Source organism: Rhodococcus sp. SJ-3, from assembly GCF_051918125.1.
In the GTDB taxonomy this organism is placed as follows: domain Bacteria; phylum Actinomycetota; class Actinomycetes; order Mycobacteriales; family Mycobacteriaceae; genus Rhodococcus.
The window spans coordinates 4,372,297-4,396,594 of sequence record NZ_CM123306.1; the positions used below are offsets into that span (position 1 = coordinate 4,372,297).

28 protein-coding genes and 1 riboswitch are annotated in these 24,298 nt (G+C 65.7%); of the genes, 10 read left to right on the forward strand and 18 right to left on the reverse strand.

Features of this window, described 5'->3' with window-relative positions; genetic code table 11:
- Positions 1-67: 67 nt before the first annotated feature.
- The 5 genes from ACTDXD_RS20350 to ACTDXD_RS20370 form a co-directional block, all read right to left on the reverse strand.
- Positions 68-1,063, reverse strand: coding sequence for an alpha/beta hydrolase (locus ACTDXD_RS20350; RefSeq protein ID WP_440124068.1), 996 nt, complete (start codon positions 1,061-1,063; stop codon positions 68-70).
- Positions 1,064-1,252: 189 nt separating this feature from the next.
- Positions 1,253-2,002, reverse strand: coding sequence for an ABC transporter ATP-binding protein (locus ACTDXD_RS20355; RefSeq protein ID WP_440124069.1), 750 nt, complete (start codon positions 2,000-2,002; stop codon positions 1,253-1,255).
- Positions 1,999-2,748: an ABC transporter permease gene (locus ACTDXD_RS20360; RefSeq protein ID WP_440127723.1), complete on the reverse strand. Its 750-nt coding sequence runs from the start codon at positions 2,746-2,748 to the stop codon at positions 1,999-2,001. Before ACTDXD_RS20360 ends, ACTDXD_RS20355 begins: the two co-directional genes overlap by 4 nt.
- A 79-nt stretch (positions 2,749-2,827) precedes the next feature.
- On the reverse strand, positions 2,828-3,805 hold the full coding sequence (locus ACTDXD_RS20365; RefSeq protein ID WP_440127724.1) for an ABC transporter substrate-binding protein: 978 nt from the start codon (positions 3,803-3,805) through the stop codon (positions 2,828-2,830).
- Between the two features lie 29 nt (positions 3,806-3,834).
- Positions 3,835-4,545, reverse strand: coding sequence for a TenA family protein (locus ACTDXD_RS20370; protein ID WP_440124070.1), 711 nt, complete (start codon positions 4,543-4,545; stop codon positions 3,835-3,837).
- Positions 4,538-4,634: riboswitch (TPP riboswitch) on the reverse strand. (Overlaps the previous gene by 8 nt.)
- 83 nt (positions 4,635-4,717) lie before the next feature.
- On the opposite strand from ACTDXD_RS20370, the gene ACTDXD_RS20375 reads away from it, so the two are divergent.
- From ACTDXD_RS20375 to ACTDXD_RS20390, 4 genes are read left to right on the forward strand one after another with little or no spacing between them, the layout of a single operon-like run.
- Positions 4,718-6,259, forward strand: coding sequence for a carboxylesterase/lipase family protein (locus ACTDXD_RS20375; protein ID WP_440124071.1), 1,542 nt, complete (start codon positions 4,718-4,720; stop codon positions 6,257-6,259).
- A 55-nt stretch (positions 6,260-6,314) separates the two neighbouring features.
- Positions 6,315-6,968, forward strand: coding sequence for a TetR family transcriptional regulator (locus ACTDXD_RS20380; protein WP_440124072.1), 654 nt, complete (start codon positions 6,315-6,317; stop codon positions 6,966-6,968).
- A 20-nt stretch (positions 6,969-6,988) separates the two neighbouring features.
- Positions 6,989-7,915, forward strand: a complete 927-nt coding sequence (locus tag ACTDXD_RS20385; RefSeq protein ID WP_440124073.1) for an ATP-binding cassette domain-containing protein — start codon at positions 6,989-6,991, stop codon at positions 7,913-7,915.
- Positions 7,912-9,552 (forward strand): ABC transporter permease, encoded by a 1,641-nt coding sequence (locus ACTDXD_RS20390; RefSeq protein ID WP_440124074.1) that lies wholly within the window; start codon positions 7,912-7,914, stop codon positions 9,550-9,552. The genes ACTDXD_RS20385 and ACTDXD_RS20390 overlap by 4 nt, the downstream gene beginning before the upstream one ends.
- Before the next feature lie 11 nt (positions 9,553-9,563).
- Here ACTDXD_RS20390 and ACTDXD_RS20395 read toward each other — a convergent pair whose 3' ends face one another.
- From ACTDXD_RS20395 to ACTDXD_RS20425, 7 genes are read right to left on the reverse strand one after another with little or no spacing between them, the layout of a single operon-like run.
- The gene (locus tag ACTDXD_RS20395) at positions 9,564-9,851 is read right to left on the reverse strand and encodes a GNAT family N-acetyltransferase (protein ID WP_440124075.1); all 288 of its coding nucleotides are present in this window, start codon (positions 9,849-9,851) and stop codon (positions 9,564-9,566) included.
- Between the two features lie 10 nt (positions 9,852-9,861).
- Positions 9,862-10,500, reverse strand: a complete 639-nt coding sequence (locus ACTDXD_RS20400) for a Type 1 glutamine amidotransferase-like domain-containing protein (protein ID WP_440124076.1) — start codon at positions 10,498-10,500, stop codon at positions 9,862-9,864.
- Positions 10,501-10,503: 3 nt separating this feature from the next.
- The gene (locus tag ACTDXD_RS20405) at positions 10,504-11,307 is read right to left on the reverse strand and encodes a maleylpyruvate isomerase family mycothiol-dependent enzyme (protein WP_440127725.1); all 804 of its coding nucleotides are present in this window, start codon (positions 11,305-11,307) and stop codon (positions 10,504-10,506) included.
- 38 nt (positions 11,308-11,345) lie between these two features.
- Positions 11,346-11,786, reverse strand: coding sequence for an HIT family protein (locus ACTDXD_RS20410; RefSeq protein ID WP_440124077.1), 441 nt, complete (start codon positions 11,784-11,786; stop codon positions 11,346-11,348).
- 4 nt (positions 11,787-11,790) lie between these two features.
- Entirely contained in the window at positions 11,791-12,534 is a 744-nt protein-coding gene (locus ACTDXD_RS20415) for an SIR2 family NAD-dependent protein deacylase (protein WP_440124078.1), read from the reverse strand.
- Between the two features lie 24 nt (positions 12,535-12,558).
- Positions 12,559-12,693: a hypothetical protein gene (locus ACTDXD_RS20420; protein ID WP_440124079.1), complete on the reverse strand. Its 135-nt coding sequence runs from the start codon at positions 12,691-12,693 to the stop codon at positions 12,559-12,561.
- 10 nt (positions 12,694-12,703) lie between these two features.
- On the reverse strand, positions 12,704-13,066 hold the full coding sequence (locus ACTDXD_RS20425) for a DUF488 domain-containing protein (protein ID WP_440124080.1): 363 nt from the start codon (positions 13,064-13,066) through the stop codon (positions 12,704-12,706).
- Between the two features lie 257 nt (positions 13,067-13,323).
- On the opposite strand from ACTDXD_RS20425, the gene ACTDXD_RS20430 reads away from it, so the two are divergent.
- The 3 genes from ACTDXD_RS20430 to ACTDXD_RS20440 are packed head-to-tail and all read left to right on the forward strand — an operon-like array spanning position 13,324 to position 16,205.
- A complete protein-coding gene (locus tag ACTDXD_RS20430) occupies positions 13,324-14,451 on the forward strand; it encodes a Re/Si-specific NAD(P)(+) transhydrogenase subunit alpha (protein ID WP_440124081.1) in 1,128 nt (375 codons plus the stop codon).
- A complete protein-coding gene (locus ACTDXD_RS20435) occupies positions 14,452-14,781 on the forward strand; it encodes an NAD(P) transhydrogenase subunit alpha (RefSeq protein WP_378491393.1) in 330 nt (109 codons plus the stop codon).
- Positions 14,781-16,205 (forward strand): NAD(P)(+) transhydrogenase (Re/Si-specific) subunit beta, encoded by a 1,425-nt coding sequence (locus tag ACTDXD_RS20440; protein ID WP_440124082.1) that lies wholly within the window; start codon positions 14,781-14,783, stop codon positions 16,203-16,205. Before ACTDXD_RS20435 ends, ACTDXD_RS20440 begins: the two co-directional genes overlap by 1 nt.
- Before the next feature lie 55 nt (positions 16,206-16,260).
- On the opposite strand, the gene ACTDXD_RS20445 is transcribed toward ACTDXD_RS20440, so the two are convergent.
- Genes ACTDXD_RS20445 through pdhA form a run of 4 tightly spaced genes read right to left on the reverse strand, consistent with a single transcriptional unit; the run spans position 16,261 to position 20,828 of the window.
- Complete coding sequence (locus ACTDXD_RS20445) at positions 16,261-17,394, reverse strand: MFS transporter (RefSeq protein ID WP_440127726.1); 1,134 nt, start codon at positions 17,392-17,394, stop codon at positions 16,261-16,263.
- A 40-nt stretch (positions 17,395-17,434) separates the two neighbouring features.
- A complete protein-coding gene (locus ACTDXD_RS20450; protein WP_440127727.1) occupies positions 17,435-18,721 on the reverse strand; it encodes a dihydrolipoamide acetyltransferase family protein in 1,287 nt (428 codons plus the stop codon).
- Between the two features lie 14 nt (positions 18,722-18,735).
- Positions 18,736-19,719, reverse strand: coding sequence for an alpha-ketoacid dehydrogenase subunit beta (locus tag ACTDXD_RS20455; RefSeq protein WP_440124083.1), 984 nt, complete (start codon positions 19,717-19,719; stop codon positions 18,736-18,738).
- Entirely contained in the window at positions 19,716-20,828 is a 1,113-nt protein-coding gene (gene pdhA / locus ACTDXD_RS20460; RefSeq protein WP_440124084.1) for a pyruvate dehydrogenase (acetyl-transferring) E1 component subunit alpha, read from the reverse strand. Before pdhA ends, ACTDXD_RS20455 begins: the two co-directional genes overlap by 4 nt.
- A gap of 168 nt (positions 20,829-20,996) precedes the next feature.
- On the opposite strand from pdhA, the gene ACTDXD_RS20465 reads away from it, so the two are divergent.
- Positions 20,997-21,464: an Lrp/AsnC family transcriptional regulator gene (locus ACTDXD_RS20465; protein ID WP_440124085.1), complete on the forward strand. Its 468-nt coding sequence runs from the start codon at positions 20,997-20,999 to the stop codon at positions 21,462-21,464.
- A gap of 27 nt (positions 21,465-21,491) precedes the next feature.
- Here ACTDXD_RS20465 and ACTDXD_RS20470 read toward each other — a convergent pair whose 3' ends face one another.
- Entirely contained in the window at positions 21,492-21,956 is a 465-nt protein-coding gene (locus tag ACTDXD_RS20470; protein WP_440124086.1) for an acyl-CoA thioesterase, read from the reverse strand.
- A gap of 130 nt (positions 21,957-22,086) precedes the next feature.
- On the opposite strand from ACTDXD_RS20470, the gene ACTDXD_RS20475 reads away from it, so the two are divergent.
- Both ACTDXD_RS20475 and ACTDXD_RS20480 read left to right on the forward strand, forming a co-directional pair.
- Entirely contained in the window at positions 22,087-22,920 is an 834-nt protein-coding gene (locus ACTDXD_RS20475; protein WP_440124087.1) for a sulfurtransferase, read from the forward strand.
- A gap of 54 nt (positions 22,921-22,974) precedes the next feature.
- A complete protein-coding gene (locus ACTDXD_RS20480) occupies positions 22,975-23,427 on the forward strand; it encodes a DUF5995 family protein (RefSeq protein ID WP_440124088.1) in 453 nt (150 codons plus the stop codon).
- Between the two features lie 30 nt (positions 23,428-23,457).
- Here ACTDXD_RS20480 and ACTDXD_RS20485 read toward each other — a convergent pair whose 3' ends face one another.
- Positions 23,458-24,279, reverse strand: a complete 822-nt coding sequence (locus tag ACTDXD_RS20485) for a shikimate 5-dehydrogenase (protein ID WP_440124089.1) — start codon at positions 24,277-24,279, stop codon at positions 23,458-23,460.
- Positions 24,280-24,298: the final 19 nt, after the last annotated feature.

Genomic DNA, 24,298 nt, shown 5'->3' on the forward strand with positions numbered 1-24,298 from the left:
TGACGCACAGTACCGCCCACCCGACTCCTACCTGTGGACGCCGCAGCGGGTCCCGCTGTTCGCCGAATCACACCGTGTCGAGTGAGCGTACGAACCTTCCGATCTCGGCGACCGCACGGCTGCCCTCGGGAACCAGCGACGCGGCAGCCTGGAACACGTGCACCTGCTTCTCCCACACCTGCAGTTCCGTCGGGACACCGGCCGAGGCGAGACGGTACGCCATCGTCTCGGCGTCGACGAACGTCATCTCCTCGGATCCGGTCTGCAGCAGGGCAGGCGGCATGCCGGTCAGGTCGAGATCCACAGGAGAAGGCACGGGCTCGTAGCGGTCATCGATCCGTTCGGCCCTCTCGATCAAGGTGGACAATGCAGGCACCGCTCGCCGCGGGAACAGCGCACACTTCCGGGCATTCGGATGGTCGAGCTTGCGATAGGGATCGAGGTCGGTCAGCGGCGAGATCGCGACGGTGCCCGCGGCGCGCCCCAGCCCCAGCCGCAGTGCTTCGTGGGCCACGGAGAAGCTGAGAAATCCGCCCGCGGAATCGCCTGCGATGACGATGCGATCGGTCGAGTAGCCATGGGCGATCAGCCAACGCAGTCCGGAGAGGCCGTCGTCGACCGCATGTCGGATCGGGTGACGCGGGAGCATCCGGTAGGCCACCGACAGCACCGGGGCGCCTGCTGCCGCCGAGATGCGCGACACCAGCTGGCGGTGGGTGGTCAGACCGCAGCACAGAAAAGCTCCGCCGTGCAGGTACAGGATTGCGCTGCGGCCGCCTGCGCCGGGGGCGCGGACGAACTCGGCGGGGCAGGTTTCCAACGCCATGCGGTGGTACTCGGTCCCCGGTACCGGGAGAAGTGGGAACGCTGCGCGGTCGACCAGACCCGTCGGCCACGGAAGAGACGGGGTGAGCGCCCACGCGTCGAGGAACGGGCGCACCGTGTGGCGCAAGGAGATACTCAGGGCACGCGAGGCGATGCTGACGCCGCCGTGCTCCTCGATCTGCGGGGTGGTACGTGCAGGAGCAGGCGCGACGAGTGGGACGGACAATGCGCTGCTCATCTGATCGCCTCCTCGCCACTGGTAGCAACACCGGACCGGTGTTCGAACTACGGATCATTCAAGCTACGCCCGACATGTGGTGCCGGTGGGCCTCGTAATCCGATAGATACGACGTGGCACGCCCGGTGCAGGTGGGGCGGCATCCTGTTACCGATTCGATATTGCGGGTTCTCCGAATAGCGCGAGCGCTCAAAGCATGTCGGACCTTGCGTGCAGGACCGACACGAGTTCACGTTCGACTGCCACGAATTCAGGGTAGGTCAGCAACTCCAACGACCGTGGTCGCGGTAGCCCGACCCGGACTTCGTGCAGGATCCGTGCAGGTCGCGGCGACAGGACCAGTACCCGGTCGGACAGCAGGACGGCCTCACGTACGTCGTGCGTGATCATCAGGACGGTCCAGCGGTCGCGCAGCCACACCGCCTGCAGCCACAACTGCATGTCGGTGCGGGTGAGGGAGTCGAGAGCGCCGAACGGTTCGTCGAGCAGCAGAATCTCGCGTTGCTGGATCACGGTTCGCGCCAATGCTGCACGCTGACGCATCCCGCCGGACAGTTGCGACGGACGAGCCTCCTCGAACCCGGCGAGTCCGAACGTGGGGAACAGTGCGCGCGCCCGCGCGCGTGCCTCCCGACGTGGTACGCCCTGAACTTCGAGGGCGAGCGCGCAGTTGTCGAGGACTGTGCGCCAGGGGAACAGGAGATCCTTCTGGGGCATCAGTGCAGCGCGTCCCGGGGACGCCGGAGCGCCGCCGACCGTGACGATCCCTTCGTCGGGCGTGTCGAGTCCCGCGATCAGGCCGAACAGCGTGGACTTCCCTGACCCGCTCGGACCGATGACCGAGACGAATTCCCCTGGGGACACGTCGAACCCGACGCCGTCGAGCACGTGGTTGCCGTCGAACGACCGGTGGACGCCGGAAAGGGTGACGGCACTCATGCGTGGCTCCCGGTTGTTCGATTCTCTGTGCCGAGGGCCCACGGTGCGATCAGGCGCTGTGCCACATACGTGAGCAGGTACAACACCAATGACACTGTCGCGGTGACCAGTACCGCAGCGAGCACCAGATCGGTACGGAACGAATTCTTCTGGATGGCCATGTAGATGCCGAGCCCCGATGTGGCGCCGACGTACTCCGCGAACACCGCACCCACCACGGCGTAGGTGATGCCGATGCGCAGCGAGGTGAAGAACCGAGGCAGCGCCGAGGGAAGACGCACATACCGGAACTCCTGCCACCGAGTGGCTCCCATGCTGCGCAGAAGTGCCCCGGCCTCGCGGTCCGTCGCGGCAAATCCCTCGATCAAGCCGATCGCCATCGGAAAGAATGTGGCCAGGGCGATCACCAGAATCTTCGGCAGGAGACCGAAGCCGAACCAGATGATCATGAGCGGGGCGATCGCGATGATCGGCAGTGTCTGCGAGGCGACGAACAGCGGCACGAATGCTCGCCGTAGGAACGGCGAGAAATCGACCGCGATCGCCAGTATCCACGCCACGGTCAACGACACCACGAAACCGACGATCGTGACCTGCAGTGTCGCAGCGGCGTGCTCGGCAATAGCGGTGCGATGTGCCCACCCCTGCTGCAGCACGCGCGCGGGAGACGGCAGCACCTGCGGGCGGATTCCGCTGATCATCACGTACAGCTGCCACGCCGCGACGAGCACCACCGCGACGACCATTGCAGGTAGTACACGATCGATGCGGTGTCGGAGCGTCCCGGCCGGGTCCGTCGTGACCCGGATATCGGCCCCTGCGGGCTCAGGGCGTTTGGTAGTCATCGGTGAGGTAGGTCGACCAGTCGGGTTCGGCGGTCAAGGGCGCGCCGTCGGGGCCGGTGAGAAGGCCCTGTTCGTAGAGGAACCGGGAGTACCCGGCCCACCTGCTCGTGTCGAGAGTCCCGACGCGTCCCTGGTCGTCGCGCATGAAGTCGGCTGAGAGCATCCGCTGACTCTCGAAGACGAGTTCTTCGTTCGAGAACACACCCGGGTTGGCGTCGAGCAGTGCACGCGCGCCTCGATCGGGATCGTCGGCAGCGATCTCGTAGCCACGCTGCAGTGCCTGCACGAACGCGCGACCACGATCGGGGTTCTCGGCGAGCCAGTCCTCGCTGCCGTTGACGACGATCGCGTACTGATCGGGGAATCCGTAGTCGGTGTAGTCGAAATAGCGCATCGGCAATCCACGATGCTCCGCTTCGAGTCCCTCCCACGCCAGATACGAGACGGTGAAGTCCGCGGTGCCCGAATAGACGGCCTCGTACGCCGACGTTCCGAGAACGACCTCGTCGAACTCGCCTCGCCCGCCATCGTTGCGGATGACCTGCGCCAATGTCTCCGAGACACCTGGATCGGCGAAACCTGCGTAGATTCGGCCGTCGAGGTCTGCCGGCCGTGTGAGATCGCCGCGGTCGGACTTGACCGCAATACCTGTCGCCCAATGTTGTAACGGGGCGAGGACCGAAACGGTATGCGCTCCTGCGGCGCGTGCGAACGTCGCCATTCCTTGCGTCGAGATCCCGAATTCCGCATTGCCCGCGTCGACGAGAGTGTCGGGTGACGCATCGTTGTAAGGAAGGATCTCGACGTCGAGCCCGGCGTCGTCGAACAATCCTTCCTGCAACGCTACGTACAGACCGGTGTGGTTGGTGTTGGGAGTCCAGTCGAGTGCGAACCGGATCGTGTCGTCGGAACCGCCGCTGGCGCACGCAGTGGCAGTGCACAGGGTCCAGACAGCGATGGTGAGGGCGGTGATCCGGTGCCGGAGCGTCACGACGCAGGCCACGGATGCGTGTTCAGGGCGGTGTCCCAGAACATGAGCTCGTAGCGGGTCGCGAAGATGAAGGCATCGATCATCGCGTCTCGTTCGGTCTCGGTCGCCGCGGCTCCGGCGGCATCGACCAGTGCACGTGCACCCGCGACCGAATCCTGGAAGTCCTGGTCGTCGTAGGCAGCCACCCATTGTGCGTAGGGATGGGCCGGATCGGCGGCGAGCACGTCGGCCGCGCGAGACGCCAGATCGCGGCACACTTCGGCGTAGATCCAGAAGCACGGCAGCACTGCGGCGGCACCCACCGGGTACGGCTCGGTCGCCACCGTGGCAGTCAGGTACGAGACGTAGCCGAGGCAAGCGGGGGAGTGGGCGACAGGAGCGTCGTTGGCGGGCAGTACCCCACCGTGGAGAAGGCGCTGGTGCAGCGAGGACTCTTCGGTGGCCGCCGTCGCGGAGCTCGTCGCCCAGAATGCGCCGGTGACCGGGTCGGGCGCCTTGGACGCAAGCAGCGCGAGGGCTTTGGCGTATCCGGCCAGGTAGAGCCCATCCTGCTCGATGTAGAAGCGGAACGATTCGAGTGGCAGTGTGCCGTCGCCCAGGCGGCGCAGGAACTCGAGGTCGTCGATGGAGTCGCGCAGAACCTTCGTGCGGTCCCACAGGACATCGGTGAAACGGTCGGTCGGTGAATCGTGCGCAGGCACAGTCATCCCGAATCATCCCTTCGTCAGCATTACCTGATCAGGTTCGACGGGTGTGATCTCAGCCCCGCTGTCGCGAAGCACCCCGTGTCGGTCGGAGGCGACGATAGCACCCCGGGCGGGCCGTGGGCGCGGCTGCTGATGGGTACGTTGGGATGCGAGAAGCTCACCGGGAGGTCATGTGGACGCCGAGACGCTCGTTGTCGGATGCAAGTACGGTGACGCCCGCGGGTATCGCGACGGCGCGGTGTACTCGTGGAAAGGGATCCCGTTCGCGGCCCCGACCGGCGGCTACATGAGATTCCGCTCGCCGGAGAGCCCCCGGCCGTGGTCGGGCGTGCTCGACTGCGAGCGGTATGGTCCGATCGCTCCACAGAGCCCGAACAGCCCGATCGGAATCTCGTCCGAGATGTCGATCGGGGAGGACTGCCTCTCTCTCAACATCTGGGCGCCCGAACCGGACGGCGAGAAGCGCCCGGTGATGGTGTGGATCCACGGTGGTGCGTATGTCATCGGCTACTCGGGTCAGAAGATCTACGACGGACGTGCGCTCTGTGAAGCGGGGAACGTCGTGGTGGTCACCCTCAACTATCGCCTGGGTGCCCTCGGATTCCTCGATCTGTCGTCGTTCTCGTCCGCCGGCGACACATATGAGTCGAATCTAGGTCTGCGAGATCAAATTTCGGCGCTCGAATGGGTCCGCGACTGCATCGCGGACTTCGGAGGCGACCCGGATAATGTCACCCTGTTCGGCGAATCGTCCGGTGGGGGCTCCGTCACGACGCTGATGACGGTGCCTCGTGCGGAGGGGCTGTTTCATCGGGCGATCGCGCAGTCGCCGCCGGCGACGTCGGTATACGGTCGTGAGCGTGCCGCGGTGGTCGCCGAGCGGTTCCTCGGGATCCTCGAGGTGTCTCCGGCTCGGGTGGGGCGTCTCCGGCAGATGCCTTTCGAGCAGCTCGTCGAGGCGGCCGAAACGGTGGTCGGGGAGATCCCCACGAAAGTTCCGGGCACATTGGCCATGACGCCGGTGGTCGATCGCGACCTCGTGCCCAAGTACCCGGTCGCGGCATTCCAGAAAGGCCTGTCGCACCGGGTGCCGCTCATCATCGGTTCGAACAAGGACGAGCCGTCGATTTTCCGTTTCATGAAGTCGCCGTTGATGCCGGTCGACGATTCGTCCGTGCGCGCCATGCTGGAGGCGCTTGCGAAGGACCGCCCCGATCTCGAGCCCGAACGGCTCGCCGAAATCGCCGCAGCGTATCCCGATCTGCCGAAGCCGAGCGGGGCGATGGCCTTGTCGCGCGACGCCGGGTTCCGGATGCCGGTGTTGTGGGTGGCGGAAGCGCACTCCGAGCATTCCCAGACGTGGGTGTACCGCTTCGACCACGCGACGCCGATGCTCAAGGCGGCGCGGATCGGCGCCGGGCATGCAACCGAATTACCCTACGTATTCGGTAATTTCGGCACGCTCGGTCGAGATCCGAGTTTCTGGCTCGGTGGGCGTAGGAGTGCGATCGAGGTGTCGGGCAGGATTCAGCGGCGATGGTTGGCGTTCGCGAAGCACGCGGTTCCTGCCGCGCTGGACGCGTCGAAGCACTGGCCGCAGTACGAGCCGCGCGAGCGGGCCACCCTACTCATCGATGCACGGGACACAGTGGTCGCGGATCCGGAGGGCGCAATGCGTGAGGTGTGGGGCGCGCAGGTGATGGGTTTCTCCTGAACCGGGTCGGGGGCGCAGTCTTGACGTCGTTGAACGCGTGTGCAACCCTTGGAACATGCGTTCAACCGAGGGCGTTTCCGACCTCACCACACGCGCTCGCATCCGCGACGCGGCGATCTGTTGCGTTGCTCGAGATGGGGTGAACGTCTCACTTCGGGCCATTGCCTCGGAATGCGGCGTGAGCGCCTCGCTCATCGTGCACCACTTCGGTTCCCGAGCCGGTCTGCGCGAGCACTGCGACGCGTACGTCCTGGGCAGCATCCGAGAGCTCAAGTCCTCGGTCCTCGAGCCGGGCAGCGGCGTCGCGGCAATGCTCGCTCAGCTCGAGAACATCGGGAGCTACGCCCCGCTCATCGGCTACCTGATCCGGAGTCTCCAGGCCCGCGGCCCCGCCTCTGAAGAGTTCCTCGATCATCTGGTGGCCACCACCGAGGATTACCTCGCGAAAGGCACCGAGTCCGGCGTCGTGAGTCGCAGTCGCAACCCTGAGGCACGGGCGCGGGCTCTGGTCGAATTGAGTACCGGCGCGCTCCTGCTGCATGTCCCCGGGCCGAACGAGCCCCTCGACCTCGACACGCTGCCCGCTTGGCTCAGTTCCTACACCGACCGTCTCCTGCTCCCGTTGCTCGAGCTCTACACCGAACCGCTCCTTACCGACTCGAGCATGCTCACCGCGTATCTGGCCGCTCGCGAGGCGGCTCTCTCGTAACCGATCACGGAGGTTGCATCATGGATACACCGGCCATCGAAACCGTCGACCTCGTCAAGACGTTCGGCACCACCCGTGCCCTCGACGGCTTCTCGATCGAAGTCGGAACTGCAACAGTGGCAGGGTTTCTCGGCCCCAATGGTGCCGGAAAGTCAACGGCGATCCGCGTGCTCCTCGGCATGCTGCGTGCCGACTCCGGTTCGGCACGTGTCCTCGGGCTCGATCCGTGGACCGATGCGGTCGAGATCCACCGTCGCATCGCGTATGTTCCGGGTGACACCAATTTGTGGCCTGCGCTCACCGGCGGCGAGATCATCGATCTGCTGACTCGTATCCGTGGCAGTGACAGTCCTTCCCGCCGAGCCGAACTTCTCGAGCGATTCGAACTCGACCCCACCAAGAAGGCTCGCACCTATTCGAAAGGTAATCGGCAGAAGGTCGCACTCGTCGCAGCGTTGGCGTCGGACGTCGAACTGTACCTGTTCGACGAGCCCACGTCCGGACTCGACCCACTGATGGAGGCCGTGTTCACCGACGAGGTGCGCGCATTGCGTGACGCCGGACGAACGGTGCTGCTGTCGAGTCACATTCTCGCCGAGGTCGAGAAACTCTGCGACACCGTGACGATCATCCGCTCCGGAAAAGACGTGGAGACAGGGACTCTCGCGCAGTTGCGGCACCTGACCCGATCCGCGGTGCGAGCCACCGTGCCGACGCTCCCGGGTGGGTTCGCATCGCTCACCGGCGTGCACGACCTGACCTACGACGACGGTCATCTCGCCTTCGACGTCGACAATGCTGCGGTCACCCCCGTACTGCGCGCACTCGCAGAACTCGACATCGCGAATCTGACGATCACCCCGCCGTCACTCGAGGAACTCTTCCTGCGTCATTACGGCGATACCCCCACAGATGCGCCCGAGGAAGAGGAGGTGACGACCCGATGACCGCCGTACTCGCTTCCGGTGCCGACATCGATGCCCGAAGTGCGCACCGATTCAGTGGAATCGGCGACCTGCTCCGGCTCTACCTCCGGCTGGATCGTGTACGCATCGCGGTGTGGACGCTCGCACTCGCATTCACCGTGTATGTGACCGTCGAAAGTCTCATCGCGGCGTATCCGGACGAGGCGGCCAGGCAGGCCCGCGCGGCGCTGCTCGAAAATCCCGCCGCGGTGCTGATGACCGGTCCGGCGTACGGTGCCGACAACTACACTCTGGGCGCGATGACCGCCAACGAACTGAGCTTGACGCTCATCGTTGCCGTCGCAATCATGAACATTCTGCTCGTGGTGCGGCACACGCGTGCCGAAGAGGAAGCCGGGCGACTCGAACTGCTCCGTGCGCTCCCGGTGGGCCCGTTCGCACCCCCCGCAGCGGCTCTGCTCGCCGTCGCTGTCGCAGACTCGATCGTCGGTGCCGGTGTCACTCTCGCGCTGCTTGCGGGAGGCCTCCCTGTCGCGGGATCGTTGCTGTTCGGTGTGGCCACCGCTGTCACGGGCCTGCTGTTCGGCGCGGTGGCTGCTGTGACGGCGCAGTTCAGTGAGCATTCGCGGACAGCGTCGGGCACTGCGCTCGCGGTCCTCGCGGTCGCCTTCCTCGTACGCGGCTTCGGCGACATTCTCGAACCCACAGGGTCATGGCTGTCATGGTTGTCGCCGATCGCGTGGGCGCAGCAGACCCGCCTCTACGTCGACGAGCGGTGGTGGCCGCTGCTGCTGTCGATGGTGACGATCGGTGCGCTGCTGGTACTCGCTGTTGCGCTCTCGCGGCGCCGGGACATCGGCGCCGGGCTGCGTGCTCCGAAGCCGGGTCCGGCCGAAGCCTCAGCGTCGCTGCTCACTCCGCCCGGACCGGCGTGGCGGCTGCTGCGCGGGACGTTCGTGGCGTGGACGGCAGCCCTTGCACTCCTCGGACTGGCGATGGGCACCCTCGCAGATTCGATCCAGAACATGGTCGACAGCGTCCCCGACATCGGCGAATTCCTCGGTGGCGACACACAATCGCTCACCGCCTCGTTCGGTGCGACGATGCTGCTGTTCCTCGTCGTGGGGATCGCGGCGTTCGCTGTCTCAGCGGTCATGCGTATCCACGCAGACGAGGATGCCGGCCGGATCGGACTGGTGATCGTCACCGGGACACCGCGTACGCGATCGTTCCTGTGGATCGTCGCGGTCATCGTGGCGCAGGTGGTCGTCGCATCGGTCGTCACGGGCGCTGCCACGGGTCTGGGTATGTCCATCGCGACCGGTGAGGCCGACTGGATCATCCGGATGTGTGGTGCTGCACTGGCGTACGCGCCCGCGGTGTTGTTCGTCTTCGCGGTGTCGCTAGCGCTGGTCGGCCTCGTCCCGAGACTGGCAAACCTGGCCTGGGTCCTCGTCATCTATGCGGTGTTCGTAGCGTGGTTCGGTGAACTGCTGAATCTGTCGCAGTGGCTGCGCGACCTCTCGCCGTTCTCGCATATACCGCTCGTACCCTACGAAAGTGCGAGTGTTGCACCGATGCTCATGCTCGGCGCAGCTGCGGTGGTGTTGGTCGCGGCGGCAGTCGTGGGCTTCCGCCGCCGCGATATTACGGTGTGACGAAGGTGGCGTCAGTTCCGGTACTCGGGATGCTCGGAGACGAACTTCTCGACGTACGAGCAGGATGTGCCGATCTTCAAACCTTGCTGGCGGGTCGTGTCGAGGGCGTACTGCACGACCTGTCCGGCGAGCCCGCGGCCACGGAAGTCCGCTTCGGTGACCGTGTGATCGAAGTCGCGTAGTCCGCCGGCCTCGCTGTAGTCGGCGTAGGCTGCGAGATCGTCACCGATGAACAGTGCGAACCGCGACTGTTCGGGCAGGTGTTCGATGCGGATGGCGGTCTCAGTGTTGTTCGACATGCTCACGACTTTACATCCGGGTCGGGTCGTCGGTCTCGAACACCAGCGCGTCGTCGTCGCGCAGCGCCACGAATGGGATGGACTCGCGGCGAAGATATTCCAGAGTGCGGCCCACGCCGTCGTCGCCCAGCACCGAATCTCCCGCATGGGGGACAATCGAGTGATCGATCCAGCCGAGCCCGTCCCACAGCACCGGCCCTGCCCCGATCTCGATGACCTCTGCGGGATCGTCCGAGAACTCGAGCCCCCTCAGCGTGGGAGTCGCGATGCACGCCCCGGCGCTGTAGCCCGCGTACGCGAGGGCGCCGGATCCGACCAGGTCGGTGAGTACCGCGTCGCCGCCACTGCGGGCGAGCTGGGCGCGCAGTACAAAGGTGTTACCTCCGCGCACCCACACCGAAGAGAAGGCGGCCAGCCGCGCCCGGAGCCCACCCGGATCCGCAAGATGATCGCGGAGATCGACCTCCTCCGGCTCGTATCCGAGGCCCCGCAGAGGACCGAACTCGCTGGTCACGCTTGACCCTCGCGCGCGAGCGTGCCATGCGTCACCGGCATTGGCGATGACGGCGATGGGTCCGGGCCCGCGCGTCACCTCCAGTAGACGCGCAGGATCGGACCCGAACCGGTAGGAGGACAGGAACAGGCGCATCGGTCAGATCGTGAACGCGAGATTCTCGACGATACGGCGTCCCACCTCGGTGTCTCCGCCGAGAACCACCTCACCGAGTTTGTCGACGCCGCTGACACGCCCACCTGCGAGCCGCACGAACAACGCAGATTCCATCGTGATCGTGCTCGTCGCGGGTCCCGACAACGACGTAACGGCATTCGCACGTCCTGCCACCTCCAGATGGATCGTGCGGGCGAGGGGCCCCGTGAGCTCGATCGTGATCCGCGAACCTTCGGGAGCTTTGCCACGTTTGCCCACGACGAACGGCACCGCACCGAAGATCTCGGCGGACCCGAGTTGCGCTCGGGCACCGCCTTCGCTTCCGACGGTACCCAGCGCGTCGTGAATGTCCAGTTCGTGGAGCCAGCAGTCGAAAACCCTGATGCGCATGAACCGGCCATAGGTTGCCGGACCGACCGGAGTGTCGGCCGGGGCGTCGAAGTCGTTCTGGGTCATCGCATTCAGACTCTCGCGTCGCTGCGCGACGATGTCGCGGTAGCGGGCGAGTACCTCTGGTCCCGGGACACGGCGCAGATGCTCGACCCACAGCTCGTTGAACGCCGCGATTTCGTTGCGGACATGGGCCAGTGTGTGCACGTCGATGTCGACATGAGGTGCTGCGACCCCGGCGAGCAGAGATTCGGTTCCGATCAGGTGCGCGGCGATGTCCTTGACCGTCCATCCGGGCAGCTCGGTGGGCGTGAACCACGCATCCCCGTCGATGTCGGAGAGCACAGTGTCGAGAACCTCGAACTGCTCGAGGAGTAACGGCCGGATGACGTCGATGGAAAATTCGCTGGTTTCGGAACTGCCGGACGAGGTGGTCACAGATTCTCCTCTTTCGAAAGACGGTCGAGGCCGACGCGGATGGCCGCAGCGGTGGATTCAGGGTGGCGGTGTTTGCGGCGGAGGACGCCGACACCCAGACGGAAGCGGTCGCCGTTCCATCGGGGAATGACGTGCAGGTGCATGTGGAAAACGGTCTGGAATGCGGCGCGACCGTCGTTGACCACCAGGTTGGCGCCGTCGGTGGCGAGGTCGGATCGAGACAGTGCGCGGGCCATGCGCTGGCCTGCCTGGAACATCGACGCCGCGTGCACGGGGTCGAGGTCTTCGAGCCGGTCCGAATGGGCGCGCGGCACCACCAGCAGATGCCCGCGCGCCAGGGGCCGGATGTCGAGGAACGCGACCACGTGGTCGTCCTGGTAGACGAGTGCGGCCGGCGCGGCACCTCCGGCTATGTCGCAGAACACGCAGGAGTCCACCTGCTCACTGTATCGCCGACACCAGTTCCGGCAGCCCTACCGCGGAGGTCGTGCGCCACACGTGGTCGGCCTGATCCGACAGGTCGGTGTCCTCCGGGTTGATCTCGATGACCGGAACACCGTGGTCTCGTGCAAGTGAAGGCAGGCCCGCTGCGGGATACACGACTCCGGAAGTGCCGACGACGAGCAGCAGATCCGCCTCACGTAGCGATGCTGTGGCGGCGTGCCACGGACGATCGGGCAACATTTCCCCGAACCACACGACCCCGGGACGGACCAGTCCGCTGCAGTCCGCGCACACCGGCGGCTCGAGTCGTTCGACGGCAGTCGCAGGCGGATCGGGGACCTCGGCTGCGCTGCCGCAGTCGGCGCAGCGCGGCTCGAACAGACTGCCGTGCAGGTGTGCGAGCACCGCGCTGCCTGCCCGCTCGTGCAGATCGTCGACGTTCTGCGTCGTGATCTGCAGATCCGTCGTGCGTCCCCAGTCGGACAGCGCGAGGTGGCCGGCGTTCGGCTGCACTCGCCGCACCGATCCGACGCGCCACTGGTACCACGCCCACACAAGTGAAGGGTCGTCGTTCCATGCTTCGGGTGTTGCGAGCGCCGCGGGATCGAACTTCTCCCACAATCCGGTCTGCGCATCACGGAAAGTCGGTACTCCGCTCTCGGCGGACATGCCGGCGCCGGTGAGCACGGCGATGCGCCGAGCCGGAGATGCGAGGTCGTAGATCGCAGTGGGAACGGCCATGCCGTCAGATCGTAGGGACTGAGATCAAGTCGTGGGGGAGTTGTCCCACTCGTGTCCACAGCGCGGGCACGGCGCATCGAGGTCGTCGAGGAACAGACCGCATTCCGGGCAGACGCGGTTGAGCCAGCACACCGGGTCGCCGCCGAAATCATCGCTCATTCGCTTCGTATTACTCCTCGCGCAGATGCTCGGCAAGAACCTCCGCGCCGCTGTGCTCGACGTCGCGGGTTGCGGTGAGAAGTACGAGGGGGCGTCCGTCGGCAAGCTTGTCGAGCCGCTCGATCGCGGCGCGACCGCCGGGCGACGTCAACTCGTCGATGTACCGATCGCGGAACTCTGCGAACAACGCTGTGTCGTGCGAGTACCACTTCCGCAGATCCGTCGATGGTGCAAGTTCCTTCGCCCAGTCGTCGTAATGGAAAGCATCCTTGCGAAGTCCTCGGGGCCACAACCGGTCCACGAGGACACGCACAGAATCCTCGGCGCCAGGGTGGTCGTAGACCCGCTCGACACTGACTTCACGTCGCGACATGTGTACCTCCCGAAGTCGACTTCTCACAGATGCGAAGGTGCGCCTGTGAAGTGAGGTGCCTCACATTCTTGCATTTTCTTACTGTTCGGACTCGATTCAGACAGTCCGGGCCGCTTGCGGCTCGCGTGTGGGCGCGGTAGGTCTGGCAAGGCTTACAACACACGTGTAAGGCCGTTACATGGCCGACAGACACGCCATTCGCCGCCGATCGCGGCGCCGCGCGCGGCAATTTCATTCGACGCAGGAGTTAGAGAATATTGAGTAGCGAAGGATCGAACACGGAGAGCGGGGACCGCCGCCGCCCGGCCGTCGGTGTCGTTCGTGAGACGAACGACGGCGAGCGGCGGGTCGCGCTGGTGCCGAAAGTTGTGCTCTCACTCGTTTCGAAGGGCTTCGACGTCATAGTCGAGCCCGGCGCCGGGCAGAACGCACTGATCCCGGACGGTGCATACAAGGAAGCGGGCGCCACGATCGGTGACGCGTGGTCGGCCGACATCGTCGTCAAGGTCGCACCGCCGTCGGACGCCGAGGTAGCCCGGTTGAAGTCGGGGCAGAAGCTGATCGGCTTCCTTGCTCCGCGCAATGCAGAGAATCAGATCGGTGCACTGACCTCCGCGGGGGTCGAGGCGTATGCCGTCGAGGCGATCCCGCGTATCTCGCGTGCCCAGGTGATGGACGCGCTGTCGTCGCAGGGCAACGTGTCCGGCTACAAGTCGGTGCTCGTCGCCGCGTCGGAATCGACGCGTTTCTTCCCGATGCTGACCACCGCGGCAGGCACCGTGAAGCCGGCGACCGTGCTGGTGCTCGGTGTGGGTGTCGCGGGCCTGCAGGCTCTGGCCACCGCCAAGCGTCTCGGTGGTCGCACCACCGGGTACGACGTGCGTCCCGAGGTTGCCGATCAGGTGCGCTCGGTGGGTGCGCAGTGGCTCGATCTCGGTATCGATGCCGCAGGCGAGGGCGGATACGCCCGTGAGCTCACCGACGAGGAACGCGCCCAGCAGCAGCAGGCGCTCGAGAATGCCATCAAGGGCTTCGACGTCGTCATCACCACCGCTCTGGTGCCGGGTCGTCCGGCGCCGCGTCTGGTGACCGCCGCTGCCGTCGAGGGCATGAAGCCCGGTTCGGTCATCGTGGACCTCGCCGGTGAAACCGGTGGCAACTGTGAGCTCACCGAGCCCGGACAGACGGTCGTCAAGCACGATGTAACGATCTGCTCGCCGTTGAACCTGCCCGCGACAATGCCCGAGCACGCGTCCGAGCTCTATTCGAAGAACGTGTCCGCGCTGATCGAGCTGTTGCTCGACGAGAGCGGCGCGCTCGCCCCCGACTTCTCGGACGAGATCCTTTCGGGTGCATGCGTGACGCGGTCGAAGGAGAACGTCTAGATGTACAACGAACTGCTCGCGAACATCGCGATTCTGGTCCTTGCCGGATTCGTCGGATTCGCCGTCATCTCCAAGGTTCCGAACACGCTGCACACGCCGCTGATGTCCGGTACCAACGCCATTCACGGCATCGTCGTGCTCGGCGCCCTGGTGGTCCTCGGGCATCTGCCCGGCGACGCCCACTGGGGAATCAAGATCATTCTGTTCGTCGCTCTTGTCTTCGGCACCCTGAACGTGGTCGGCGGCTTCGTCGTCACCGACCGCATGCTGGGGATGTTCAAGCAGCGCAAGGAGGCCCCGAAGGCTGCCGAGAAGGGGGCTGACGCCTGATGAGTTACCTCGTTTCAGTCCTGTACATCGTCGCGTTCGCGATGTTCATCTACGGTCTGTCGGGCCTGACCGGACCGAAGACCGCAGTGCGCGGCAACTACATCGCCGCAGTCGGTATGGGTGTCGCGGTCGTCGCGGTGCTCATCGACATCCGTGAGACCGAGAACTGGGGGCTGATCATCGGCGGTCTGGCCGTCGGTGTCATCCTCGGTGTGCCGCCGGCCTTGAAGACCAAGATGACGGCGATGCCGCAGCTGGTCGCGCTGTTCAACGGCGTCGGCGGTGGCACCGTCGCGCTGATCGCGTGGGCCGAGTACCTCGAGTCCTCGAGCTTCACCACCCTCGACGACGTTCCGACCGTCACCATGATCGTCGGATCGCTGTTCGCTGCGATCATCGGCTCGATCTCCTTCTGGGGCTCGCTCGTCGCGTTCGCCAAACTGCAGGAGCTGCTGAACAAGAACCTCGAGAAGAAGCTGGTCTCCGCCGCGAAGCTGTTCCAGCTCGCCAACATCGTGCTCGTGATCGCGTCCATTGCGGTCGCCGTGTACATCGGTATCAGCGCCGACGGTGAGCCGCTCGCGTCATGGTGGATCGTGCTGCTGCTGGTCATCGCGGGCCTGATGGGTCTGTTCGTGGTGCTGCCGATCGGTGGCGCCGACATGCCGGTGGTGATCTCGCTGCTCAACGCCCTGACGGGTCTGTCCGCTGCTGCGGCCGGCTTGGCGCTGAACAATCAGGCGATGATCGTTGCAGGCATGATCGTCGGCGCGTCCGGCACGATCTTGACCAACCTGATGGCCAAGGCCATGAACCGTTCGATCCCGGCGATCGTGTTCGGTGCGTTCGGTGGCGGCGACGAGGGTGGCGCTGCGGCGGGCCCCGGTGGTGGCACGGTGAAGGCGACCTCGGCTTCCGATGCCGCGATCCAGATGGCGTATGCCAATCAGGTCATCGTGGTGCCCGGGTACGGTCTGGCGGTCGCGCAGGCGCAGCACGCGGTCAAGGAGATGGCGGCGCTGCTCGAGGAGCGTGGTGTCGAGGTCAAGTACGCGATCCACCCGGTCGCCGGTCGGATGCCCGGTCATATGAATGTGCTGTTGGCCGAGGCCGATGTCGAGTACGACGCGATGAAGGAGATGGACGACATCAACGGCGAGTTCGGTCGTACCGATGTCACCATCGTCATCGGTGCGAACGATGTGACCAACCCTGCGGCGCGGCAGGATTCGTCGTCTCCGATCTACGGTATGCCGATCTTGAATGTGGATCAGTCGAGGTCGGTAATCGTGATGAAGCGGTCGATGTCCTCCGGTTATGCCGGTATCGAGAACCCGTTGTTCACGCTCGATCAGACGTCGATGCTGTTCGGTGACGCGAAGAAGATGGTCGGTGAGGTCACGGAAGAGCTGAAGGCTCTCTAGTCGCTCACCCTGAAGTGTGGATCCGAGCCCGGAAACGGGCTCGGATCCACACTTCTCATTTGAGGGCCGGGGCGAGCGCCGCTGCGACGAGGACACACACCAACGGCACCACCATCGCCGCCGTCAACGACGACACCTCGGAGATCCAGCCGATCGCCGCCGGTCCGGCAAGGAACCCGATGTAGCCCAGACCGACGACCCGCGACATGTTCTTGCCCGGGGTGCCGGTCGCGATGTTGCCCGCGGCGGTGAAGATCTGAGGGACGGCCCCTGACAGGCCGAGCCCGAACAACGCCCACCCGGAGAGGGTCAGCGGCACCCACGGCGACGTCATCACCAGAGCCATGCCCGCTGCAGCCACGAGAGTGCCGTACCGGACCACGGCGACACCGCCGATCCGCGCGCTCACCCGGTCGGCGACGAAACGGCCCAGCGTCATCGTCGCGGAGAACGCACCGAACGCCAGCGCCGCCACGGAATCCGAGGCGCCCAGATGCTCCTTGACCTGGAGCGCACTCCAGTCGTTGGCGACGCCTTCGCTGAGCATCAGCCCGAATGCGACGCCGCCGAGCAAGATCACCCGCATCGAGTAGCCACCCGCGCGGCTCTCCGCGGGTGCGTGCGGCGTCGGCTCACTTCGCACGAGATGAGGGGCCGCCCACAGTATCGCGGCGAGACCGGCTGCTCCGGCCGCCGCCAACGTCACGGGTGGGTCGATTCCCGCAGCGAGTGTCGCGGCACCCACTAGCGACCCGGCGATCCCGCCCATCGAGAACAACCCGTGGAACGCGGCCATGATCGGGCGGTGGTAACGCCTCTCCACGAGTACTGCCTGAGAGTTCATCGACACATCGAGCGCACCGTTCGCGAAACCGAAGACGACCAGGGCGACGGCGAGCTGCCACGGCGCGGTGGCGAGACCGGGTCCGATCACCGCGACAGCGAGAATTGCCGCGAACACCACGGTGGTGCGATTGCTGCCGAACCGGTCGGCGAGGTACCCGGTCGCCTGCATACCCATCAGGGCGCCGACCGCGAGGGCAAGCAGCAGGGTTCCCAGCGCGGCGTGACCGACACCTACTCGCTGCTGAACCACCGGGATATGGACGACCCACATCGCGAGGAGGAAGCCGTTGACACCGAAGACGGTGAACACGGCGGCGCGGGCGCGTGTAAGAACAGCATCGATCACGTGGCCCCACGCTAGCGGGATTCTGTGAGGCGGGCTGTCAGGGTATCGCGATGAGAGTCGGTACCGGATCCCTCAGGATGGCGCCCACCGCGGCAAGCGCACGCCCGGCCTGTTCACCGTCGACCAGCCGGTGATCGAACGCTAGCGACAACGTCACGACCTTCCGCACCGAAAGAGCACCGTCGACCACCCAGGGTCGGTCGGTGATCGCTCCGACTGCCAGGATCGCGGCCTCCCCGGGATTGAGGATGGGAGTGCCCGCGTCGATCCCGAACACGCCCACGTTGGTGATCGAGATCGTCGACCCCGTCAGATCGGCCGGCGAGGCTTCGCCCGAGCGCGCGCCGCCCGAGGCCGAAGCGATCGCGTCGGCCAACTCGGGTAGACGCATCGCGTGCGCATCGCGAACCACCGGTACCTTCAGGCCTTCGTCGGTGGCAGTCGCGACGCCCAGATGCACACGGCGGTGAACGACGATCTCCTGGGCTTCCTCGTCCCACGACGAATTCAGCGACGGCTCGTCGGCGATGGCACGCATCAGTGCGGTCGCGACGATCGGCAACGATGTCAGGTGCGTGCCGTCGAACGGAGGTGACGACCGCAGCCGCGTCACCAGTTCGACAGTGTTCGTGGCATCGCACGTCAGGAACACCGTCGCATGGGGAGCAGTGAAGGCACTGCGTGCGACGGCCGCGGCGCTGCGCTTGCGTATCCCGCGGATGGGCACGCGCGTCTCGTCCTCGGTACCGGGTGCCTGCGGAAGATCCCGGTCGGCGCGGCGCCGCACATCGGCGCGGGTGATCACCCCACCGGGGCCCGTGCCCTCGACGGTAGCGAGGTCGACGCCGAGGGCCTTCGCCTCCCGTCGGGCGCCGGGCTTCGCATCGGGCCGAAGCGCGACAGTACCGCTGGTGCTCGTCGATTCATCGGAATCGTTCTGGGACATGGCCTTCCGGGAAGTCCGTCTGCTGACAGGGGCGTCACCGGGGCCGTAACCGACGAGAACCTGCGGTCGCTGCTCGGTCTCCTGCAGCTCTGGCTTCGCGGCGGAGGTGTCGGCCTCGGAGCCACCGCTCCCGGACACCGTGATCCGCAGCAACGGCGCACCCACCGGCACGGTGTCGCCGGGGGCGGCGAGCAGTTCGGCGACGGTGCCGGCGTACGGCGACGGCAACTCCACCGCAGCCTTCGCCGTCTCCACCTCGGCGATCACCTGGTTGAGCTCGAGGTGATCGCCTACCTGAATCTTCCACGCGACAAGATCCGCGTCGGTCAGGCCCTCACCCAGATCGGGCAACCGAAATTCCTTGACGGTGTCGACCATCGGTCCTCCACTGGTCACGCCGCGAGGCTGCGGTCGACGGCGTCGAGTATCCGGTCGGGGTCGGGGCGATGGTGGGACTCGAGCTTTGCAGGGGGATACGGAATGTCGAATCCGCCCACCCGGAGTACCGGAGCCTCCAGCTGATAGAAACAACGTTCACTGATATGCGCCGCGATCTCGGCTCCCACCCCGCAGAACACGGGCGCCTCCTGCACGACGACGAGCCGGCCCGTGCGGCGCACCGATTCCTCGATCGTGTCGAAATCGATCGGGGACAGCGACCGCAGGTCGATAACCTCGATCGAATGTCCCTCGCCTTCAGCGATATCCGCGGAGTGAAGGGCCGTCGTCACGAGTGCGCCGAAGGTTACGACGGTGGCATCGGTCCCGGGGCGGACGATGCGGGCCCGATCGAGCGGCAGGTCCGGCTGCGCGTCGACGTCGACGGAGCCGCGTTCCCAGTAGCGGTGCTTCGGTTCGAGGAAGATCACCGGGTCGTCGAGGGCGATGGACTGCTGGATCATCGCGAACGCGTCGGCGGGGTTGCTGGGGGAGACCACCCGCAGGCCCGCGGTGTGCGCGAAATACACCTCGGGCGATTCCGAATGGTGCTCGACCGCGCCGATACCCCCGCCATACGGGATGCGGATCGTCAGAGGGGCTCGGACGGCACCCGCCGTCCGGTAGTGGATCTTCGCGACCTGCGAAACGATCTGGTCGAACGCGGGGTAGACGAACCCGTCGAACTGGATTTCACACACCGGCCGGTAGCCGCGCAGTGCCATCCCGAACGCGGTACCGACGATTCCGGACTCGGCCAGTGGGGTATCGATCACCCGGCCGTCCCCGAAATCCTTCTGCAGTGTGTCGGTGATGCGGAAGACACCGCCGAGCTTGCCTACGTCCTCGCCCATGATCACGACCTTGCGATCGTGTTCGAGGGCCCGTCGCAGACCGGCATTGAGCGCTGCGCCGAGCGTCATCGTCGTGGTGGTCATCGTGCAGCCTCCTCCGGGATATCGAACTTCGGCGTATCGAAGCTCGCGAGGTAGCCGGCGTAGTCGGCGCGTTCGCGTGCGATCAGGGGATGTTCGGTGGTGTACACGTGGTCGAACATGCTCAGCGGTTCCGGGTCGGGCAGGGCGAGAGTGCCGTTGCGCAGGCGTGTTGCAGCGGTGTCGGAGGCGTCCTTCACGTCGGCGAGGAACGCGTCGTCGGCGAGGCCCTCGCGTTCGAGCAATTTTCGAACCCGTTCGATCGGGTCGCGAACCCGCCATTCGTCGAGGTCGGCGTCGGTGCGGTAGCGCGTGGGGTCGTCCGAGGTGGTGTGCGGGCCCATCCGGTAGGTCAGGGCCTCGACGAAGAACGGTCCGGCGCCGTCACGTGCGTGTCGCGCCGCACGCCGGGTGACTGCGAGGACCGCGAGCACATCGTTGCCGTCGACCTGCACCGCAGGCATCCCGAATCCGGCGGCGCGTTGCGCGAGCGGAACCGGTGTCTGGACGTGGGTGGGGGCGCTGATCGCCCAGTGGTTGTTCTGGCAGAAGAATACGACGCCGACCCCCCAGCTCACCGCGAAGCCCAATGCCTCGGAGACGTCGCCTTGGCTGGTGGCGCCGTCGCCGAAGTACGCAACGGTGGCGATGTCGGCACCGTCGAGTTTTGCACCCATCGCATAGCCGGTGGCGTGCAAGCCCTGCGAGCCGACCACGATGGCCGGATTCGTCATGTTCACGGTCGCCGGATCCCAGCCGGAGTGGGCGCAGCCGCGCCACATCCGGGTCATGTCGGCGGGGTCGACTCCGCGACACCAGGCGACTCCGTGCTCACGGTAGCTGGTGAAAATGTAGTCGTCGGGCCGCAGCGCATGGGCGGATCCCACTTGGGCGGCCTCTTGGCCGGTCAGCGGGGCCCAGAGACCGAGCTCGCCCTGTCGCTGGAGGGCGGTGGCTTCGGTGTCGAGTCGGCGGACGACGACGAGATCGCGATACATCTCGCGCAGGCGTCCGGCATCGACGTCGGCGACCAACGCGGAGTATTCGGGGCTGTGGACGCGCCGGCCGTCGGGCTGGATGAGCTGGACCGGATAGGTCGGGGATGCAACCATCTTCGATCACCTCGTCGGTGCAGGCCCGGAGGCCCTTGTGGGACGAACCGGACTCATATTGTGCTGTACATCACATGATCCACGTTCGGTGAAGGTGCGCAATCGAATGCGGCCTGGTTGTGCAAGAAGCACGGAAATCGGCTTCCAACTAGTGGCACACTGTGAAAGATGACCAATGTGGACGCGACCGATGCCCGTCTGCTGATCGAACTGGCCCGCACGCCGAGGGCCACGGGTGTCGAGTTGGCACAGCGACTGGGGTTGTCCCGCAACACCGTGCAGGCGCGCCTCGCACGTTGGGATGCGGAAGGGTTGCTGGCGTCGTTCGAGCGGAGAGTCGATCCGGTGGTGCTCGGTTACCCGCTCGCGGCGTATGTGGCGACCACGGTCGACCAGCATCGTCTCGCCGAGGTGGTCGATGCGCTGGAGGGGATTCCTGAGGTCGTCGAGGTCTACGGGCTTGCGGGTCCCATCGATCTGTCGGTCAAGATCGTCGCTCGCGATACAGACGATCTGTACCGGCTTGCCGGGCAGATTCTCGAAATCCCCGGTGTGGAGCGCACCAACATGTCGCTGGTGATGCGTGAACTCGTTCGCCAGCGCACCGTGCCGCTCCTTGGGGTGATCCCTCGGTGACGGTCGGCAACCGACCTCACGTGCGGCTCAGGTCGAACGGATGACGAGTTTGTGGACGGCTTTCCGGATCTGCTCGGGGATCGGGACGGGACGCCGGGTGTTCATGTCGACGTACACGTGTGTGAAGCGTCCGGTGGCAGCAGTAACGAGCGTGCCGTCGGCGTCCTCGCGGAAAATGGCGAGTGAGTAGGTCACCGATCGGCGGCCGAGGCCCTCGACCGAGAGGCCCACTTGAAGGCGATCGGGAAACGACAGTTCTGCGAGATAGCGGCACGAGGTTTCGGCGACAACGCCGATCGCGTCGAGTTCGCGGATGTCCACGCCGGTTGTGGCCATGAGCCAGCCGTTGACCGCCGAGTCGAAATACGAATAGTAGGTCACGTTGTTGACGTGGCCATAGTGATCGTTGTCGGCCCAGCGGGTCTGAACCGGCCACAGCACCGGGAATTGTCCCGGTTCGGCTGTGGGTGTCGTCGGCTGGCGGTTGGTCACGCCTCGACGATAGTGCTATCCGGACAGCAATTCCCATCAACAGTGCTCACATTGCAGAACCGACACCGAAAGAGGACGAATCGGGCGCAATTGCGACGCGTTCATGCGGTTCCACGTGTCACTATTCGGTATGACCCACAGAAACGTGCTCATCTCCGCTGCCGAACTCGCTGACCGTATCGATGGTGGTGTGCCACCGATCCTGCTGGATGTGCGCTGGGTGCTCGGCGACCGGCAAGGTCGGGAGAAATACCGCGAAGGCCACATTCAGGGTGCCGTGTTCGTCGATCTCGACGCCGAACTCGCCGATCCGCCCTCCGTCGAACTGGGCCGTCATCCCCTGCCCGACATCGAGCGCCTGCAAGTGGAAGCCCGTGGGTGGGGGATCTCAGACGGCTCCACGGTAGTGGCGTACGACGCAACTGGTGGAATGGCGGCGGCGCGCGCGTGGTGGCTGCTCGAGTGGGCCGGTCTGGCGGACGTCCGCCTGCTCGACGGCGGGCTTCCCGCGTGGATCGCAGGAGGTCATCCTGTCGCGGCCGGCCCAGGGGCGGAACACAGATCGGGGTCGGTCACTCTCAGCGCAGGGCACATGCCGACGGTCGACATCGACGAGGTCGCAGAGTTTCCGTCGCACGGGGTACTCCTCGATGCCCGTAGCGCGGCGCGCTATTTCGGCGACGAGGAACCGGTGGACTCGCGTGCGGGGCACATTCCCGGTGCGATCAACGCGCCGACCGGCGGAAATCTCCGTGAGGACGGCACCTTCCGGCCCGCGGATCAGCTCGCGGCCCGGTTTGCGGAGCTGGGTGTGACCGGCGATGTGGCTGTGTATTGCGGCTCGGGGGTTACCGCGGCGCACGAGATCGCAGCGCTGGCGATCGTGGGTATCGAGGCGTCCCTGTTCCCCGGATCGTGGTCGCAGTGGTCGGGTGATGCGCGCCGGGAGGTCGCGACCGGATGACGCAGCGGGGCGGCAAGTGTGCACCGGGAGTGACTCGGCGGAGAGCGACTGTGTATGTTACCGGCTCCCCACTGGGCAGCGGCGTTCGCGCTCGCCGAGCAGTGCGACCGTAGCCCGGGGCGAGTGCTCACGGGCGCGATCGTGGCGCATCTGGCGATCGACTTCCCCGAGGCGATCGTGGCGATCGGATCGACACCGCAGCACACCCGCGACTTCTGTACCTTCGGTGAGGCTCTCGTCGCGGCGGCGCCGGTCATCGCCGACGAGTTCGAGCGCGTCTACGGCACTGATATGGAACCGTTCTTCACCGGCTGGTTCGTCGAGGACCTCGTCGGAGCCACCCCGACCACGACGTACATGTTCCAATCGGCACGAACGGTGGCCTGGATCAACAGCTTCGGCTTGCAGAACCCCGCGACCCGAGATCTGACCCGCGCCGAGATGAACCTTGCGGTCGACGCGGCGAGCGTGGTTCTGGACGGGCTGGAGGCCATCGGAACAGTGTGAGTACAGCGGTGCGGTGAGTACGGCCGCGCGTCACTGCCTGGAGTACTCGGATGCGCGCCGGATCTGTTCGGAGGTCGGCTTCACGCCCGTATAGAGCTCGAACTGGAGCGCCGCCTGGAGTGCGATCACCTCGGCTCCGGTGATGGTGTGCACCCCGTGCTCCCTGGCGTCGCGGATGAGCGGGGTCTCCGGGGGCATGGCGACCACGTCGAACACTGTCGATGCCGAGGCGATCAGGCTGCCGGGGAACGGCAGCGCTTCGGAGTCCGCTCCGCTGCCGGACATTCCGATCGGCGTGGCGTTGACGAGCAATCCCGCCGAGAGGTCTGTTGCATCGCTACGCCACGCGTAGCCGTATTTCTGTGCAAGTGACCTGCCGCTGATCTCGTTGCGCGCGACGACGGTGCCCTCGGTGAAGCCGCTGTGGCGAAGTGCCGCCGCGACCGCCTTGGCCATGCCGCCGCTCCCGGCGATGACGACCGGTACGGTGGGGTCGACCTCGTGTGCGGCAAGCAGGTCCACCACGGCCTGGTAGTCGGTGTTGTAGGCGTGGAGAATGCCATCGTCGTTGACGATCGTGTTGACCGATTCGATCGCTCGGGCGGAGTCGTGGAGTACGTCCATCATCGGCAGCACCGTTTCCTTGAACGGCATCGACACGCCCGCGCCCCGGATTCCCAGTCCTCGGATTCCGGCTACGGCATCGGCGATATTGCTGGGTCGAAACGCCTTGTACACGAAATCGAGCCCGAGTTCGGCGTAGAGGTAATTGTGGAACCGGGTGCCGATATTGCTGGGCCTTCCCGAGAGCGAGATGCACAGCTGGGTGTCCTTGGAGATGCGCGAGACCATCTTGATACGGTAGCCCGCA

Bases quoted from the DNA above. Each gene is read 5' to 3' on its own strand.
- ACTDXD_RS20350 (WP_440124068.1), bottom strand. From the start codon at position 1,063: ATGAGCAGCGCATTGTCCGTCCCACTCGTCGCGCCTGCTCCTGCACGT.
- ACTDXD_RS20355 (WP_440124069.1), bottom strand. From the start codon at position 2,002: ATGAGTGCCGTCACCCTTTCCGGCGTCCACCGGTCGTTCGACGGCAAC.
- ACTDXD_RS20360 (WP_440127723.1), bottom strand. From the start codon at position 2,748: ATGGTCGTCGCGGTGGTGCTCGTCGCGGCGTGGCAGCTGTACGTGATG.
- ACTDXD_RS20370 (WP_440124070.1), bottom strand. From the start codon at position 4,545: ATGACTGTGCCTGCGCACGATTCACCGACCGACCGTTTCACCGATGTC.
- ACTDXD_RS20380 (WP_440124072.1), top strand. From the start codon at position 6,315: ATGCGTTCAACCGAGGGCGTTTCCGACCTCACCACACGCGCTCGCATC.
- ACTDXD_RS20385 (WP_440124073.1), top strand. From the start codon at position 6,989: ATGGATACACCGGCCATCGAAACCGTCGACCTCGTCAAGACGTTCGGC.
- ACTDXD_RS20390 (WP_440124074.1), top strand. From the start codon at position 7,912: ATGACCGCCGTACTCGCTTCCGGTGCCGACATCGATGCCCGAAGTGCG.
- ACTDXD_RS20395 (WP_440124075.1), bottom strand. From the start codon at position 9,851: ATGTCGAACAACACTGAGACCGCCATCCGCATCGAACACCTGCCCGAA.
- ACTDXD_RS20400 (WP_440124076.1), bottom strand. From the start codon at position 10,500: ATGCGCCTGTTCCTGTCCTCCTACCGGTTCGGGTCCGATCCTGCGCGT.
- ACTDXD_RS20415 (WP_440124078.1), bottom strand. From the start codon at position 12,534: ATGGCCGTTCCCACTGCGATCTACGACCTCGCATCTCCGGCTCGGCGC.
- ACTDXD_RS20420 (WP_440124079.1), bottom strand. From the start codon at position 12,693: ATGAGCGATGATTTCGGCGGCGACCCGGTGTGCTGGCTCAACCGCGTC.
- ACTDXD_RS20425 (WP_440124080.1), bottom strand. From the start codon at position 13,066: ATGTCGCGACGTGAAGTCAGTGTCGAGCGGGTCTACGACCACCCTGGC.
- ACTDXD_RS20435 (WP_378491393.1), top strand. From the start codon at position 14,452: ATGTACAACGAACTGCTCGCGAACATCGCGATTCTGGTCCTTGCCGGA.
- ACTDXD_RS20440 (WP_440124082.1), top strand. From the start codon at position 14,781: ATGAGTTACCTCGTTTCAGTCCTGTACATCGTCGCGTTCGCGATGTTC.
- ACTDXD_RS20450 (WP_440127727.1), bottom strand. From the start codon at position 18,721: ATGGTCGACACCGTCAAGGAATTTCGGTTGCCCGATCTGGGTGAGGGC.
- ACTDXD_RS20455 (WP_440124083.1), bottom strand. From the start codon at position 19,719: ATGACCACCACGACGATGACGCTCGGCGCAGCGCTCAATGCCGGTCTG.
- pdhA (WP_440124084.1), bottom strand. From the start codon at position 20,828: ATGGTTGCATCCCCGACCTATCCGGTCCAGCTCATCCAGCCCGACGGC.
- ACTDXD_RS20465 (WP_440124085.1), top strand. From the start codon at position 20,997: ATGACCAATGTGGACGCGACCGATGCCCGTCTGCTGATCGAACTGGCC.
- ACTDXD_RS20475 (WP_440124087.1), top strand. From the start codon at position 22,087: ATGACCCACAGAAACGTGCTCATCTCCGCTGCCGAACTCGCTGACCGT.
- ACTDXD_RS20480 (WP_440124088.1), top strand. From the start codon at position 22,975: ATGTTACCGGCTCCCCACTGGGCAGCGGCGTTCGCGCTCGCCGAGCAG.
- ACTDXD_RS20485 (WP_440124089.1), bottom strand. From the start codon at position 24,279: ATGGTCTCGCGCATCTCCAAGGACACCCAGCTGTGCATCTCGCTCTCG.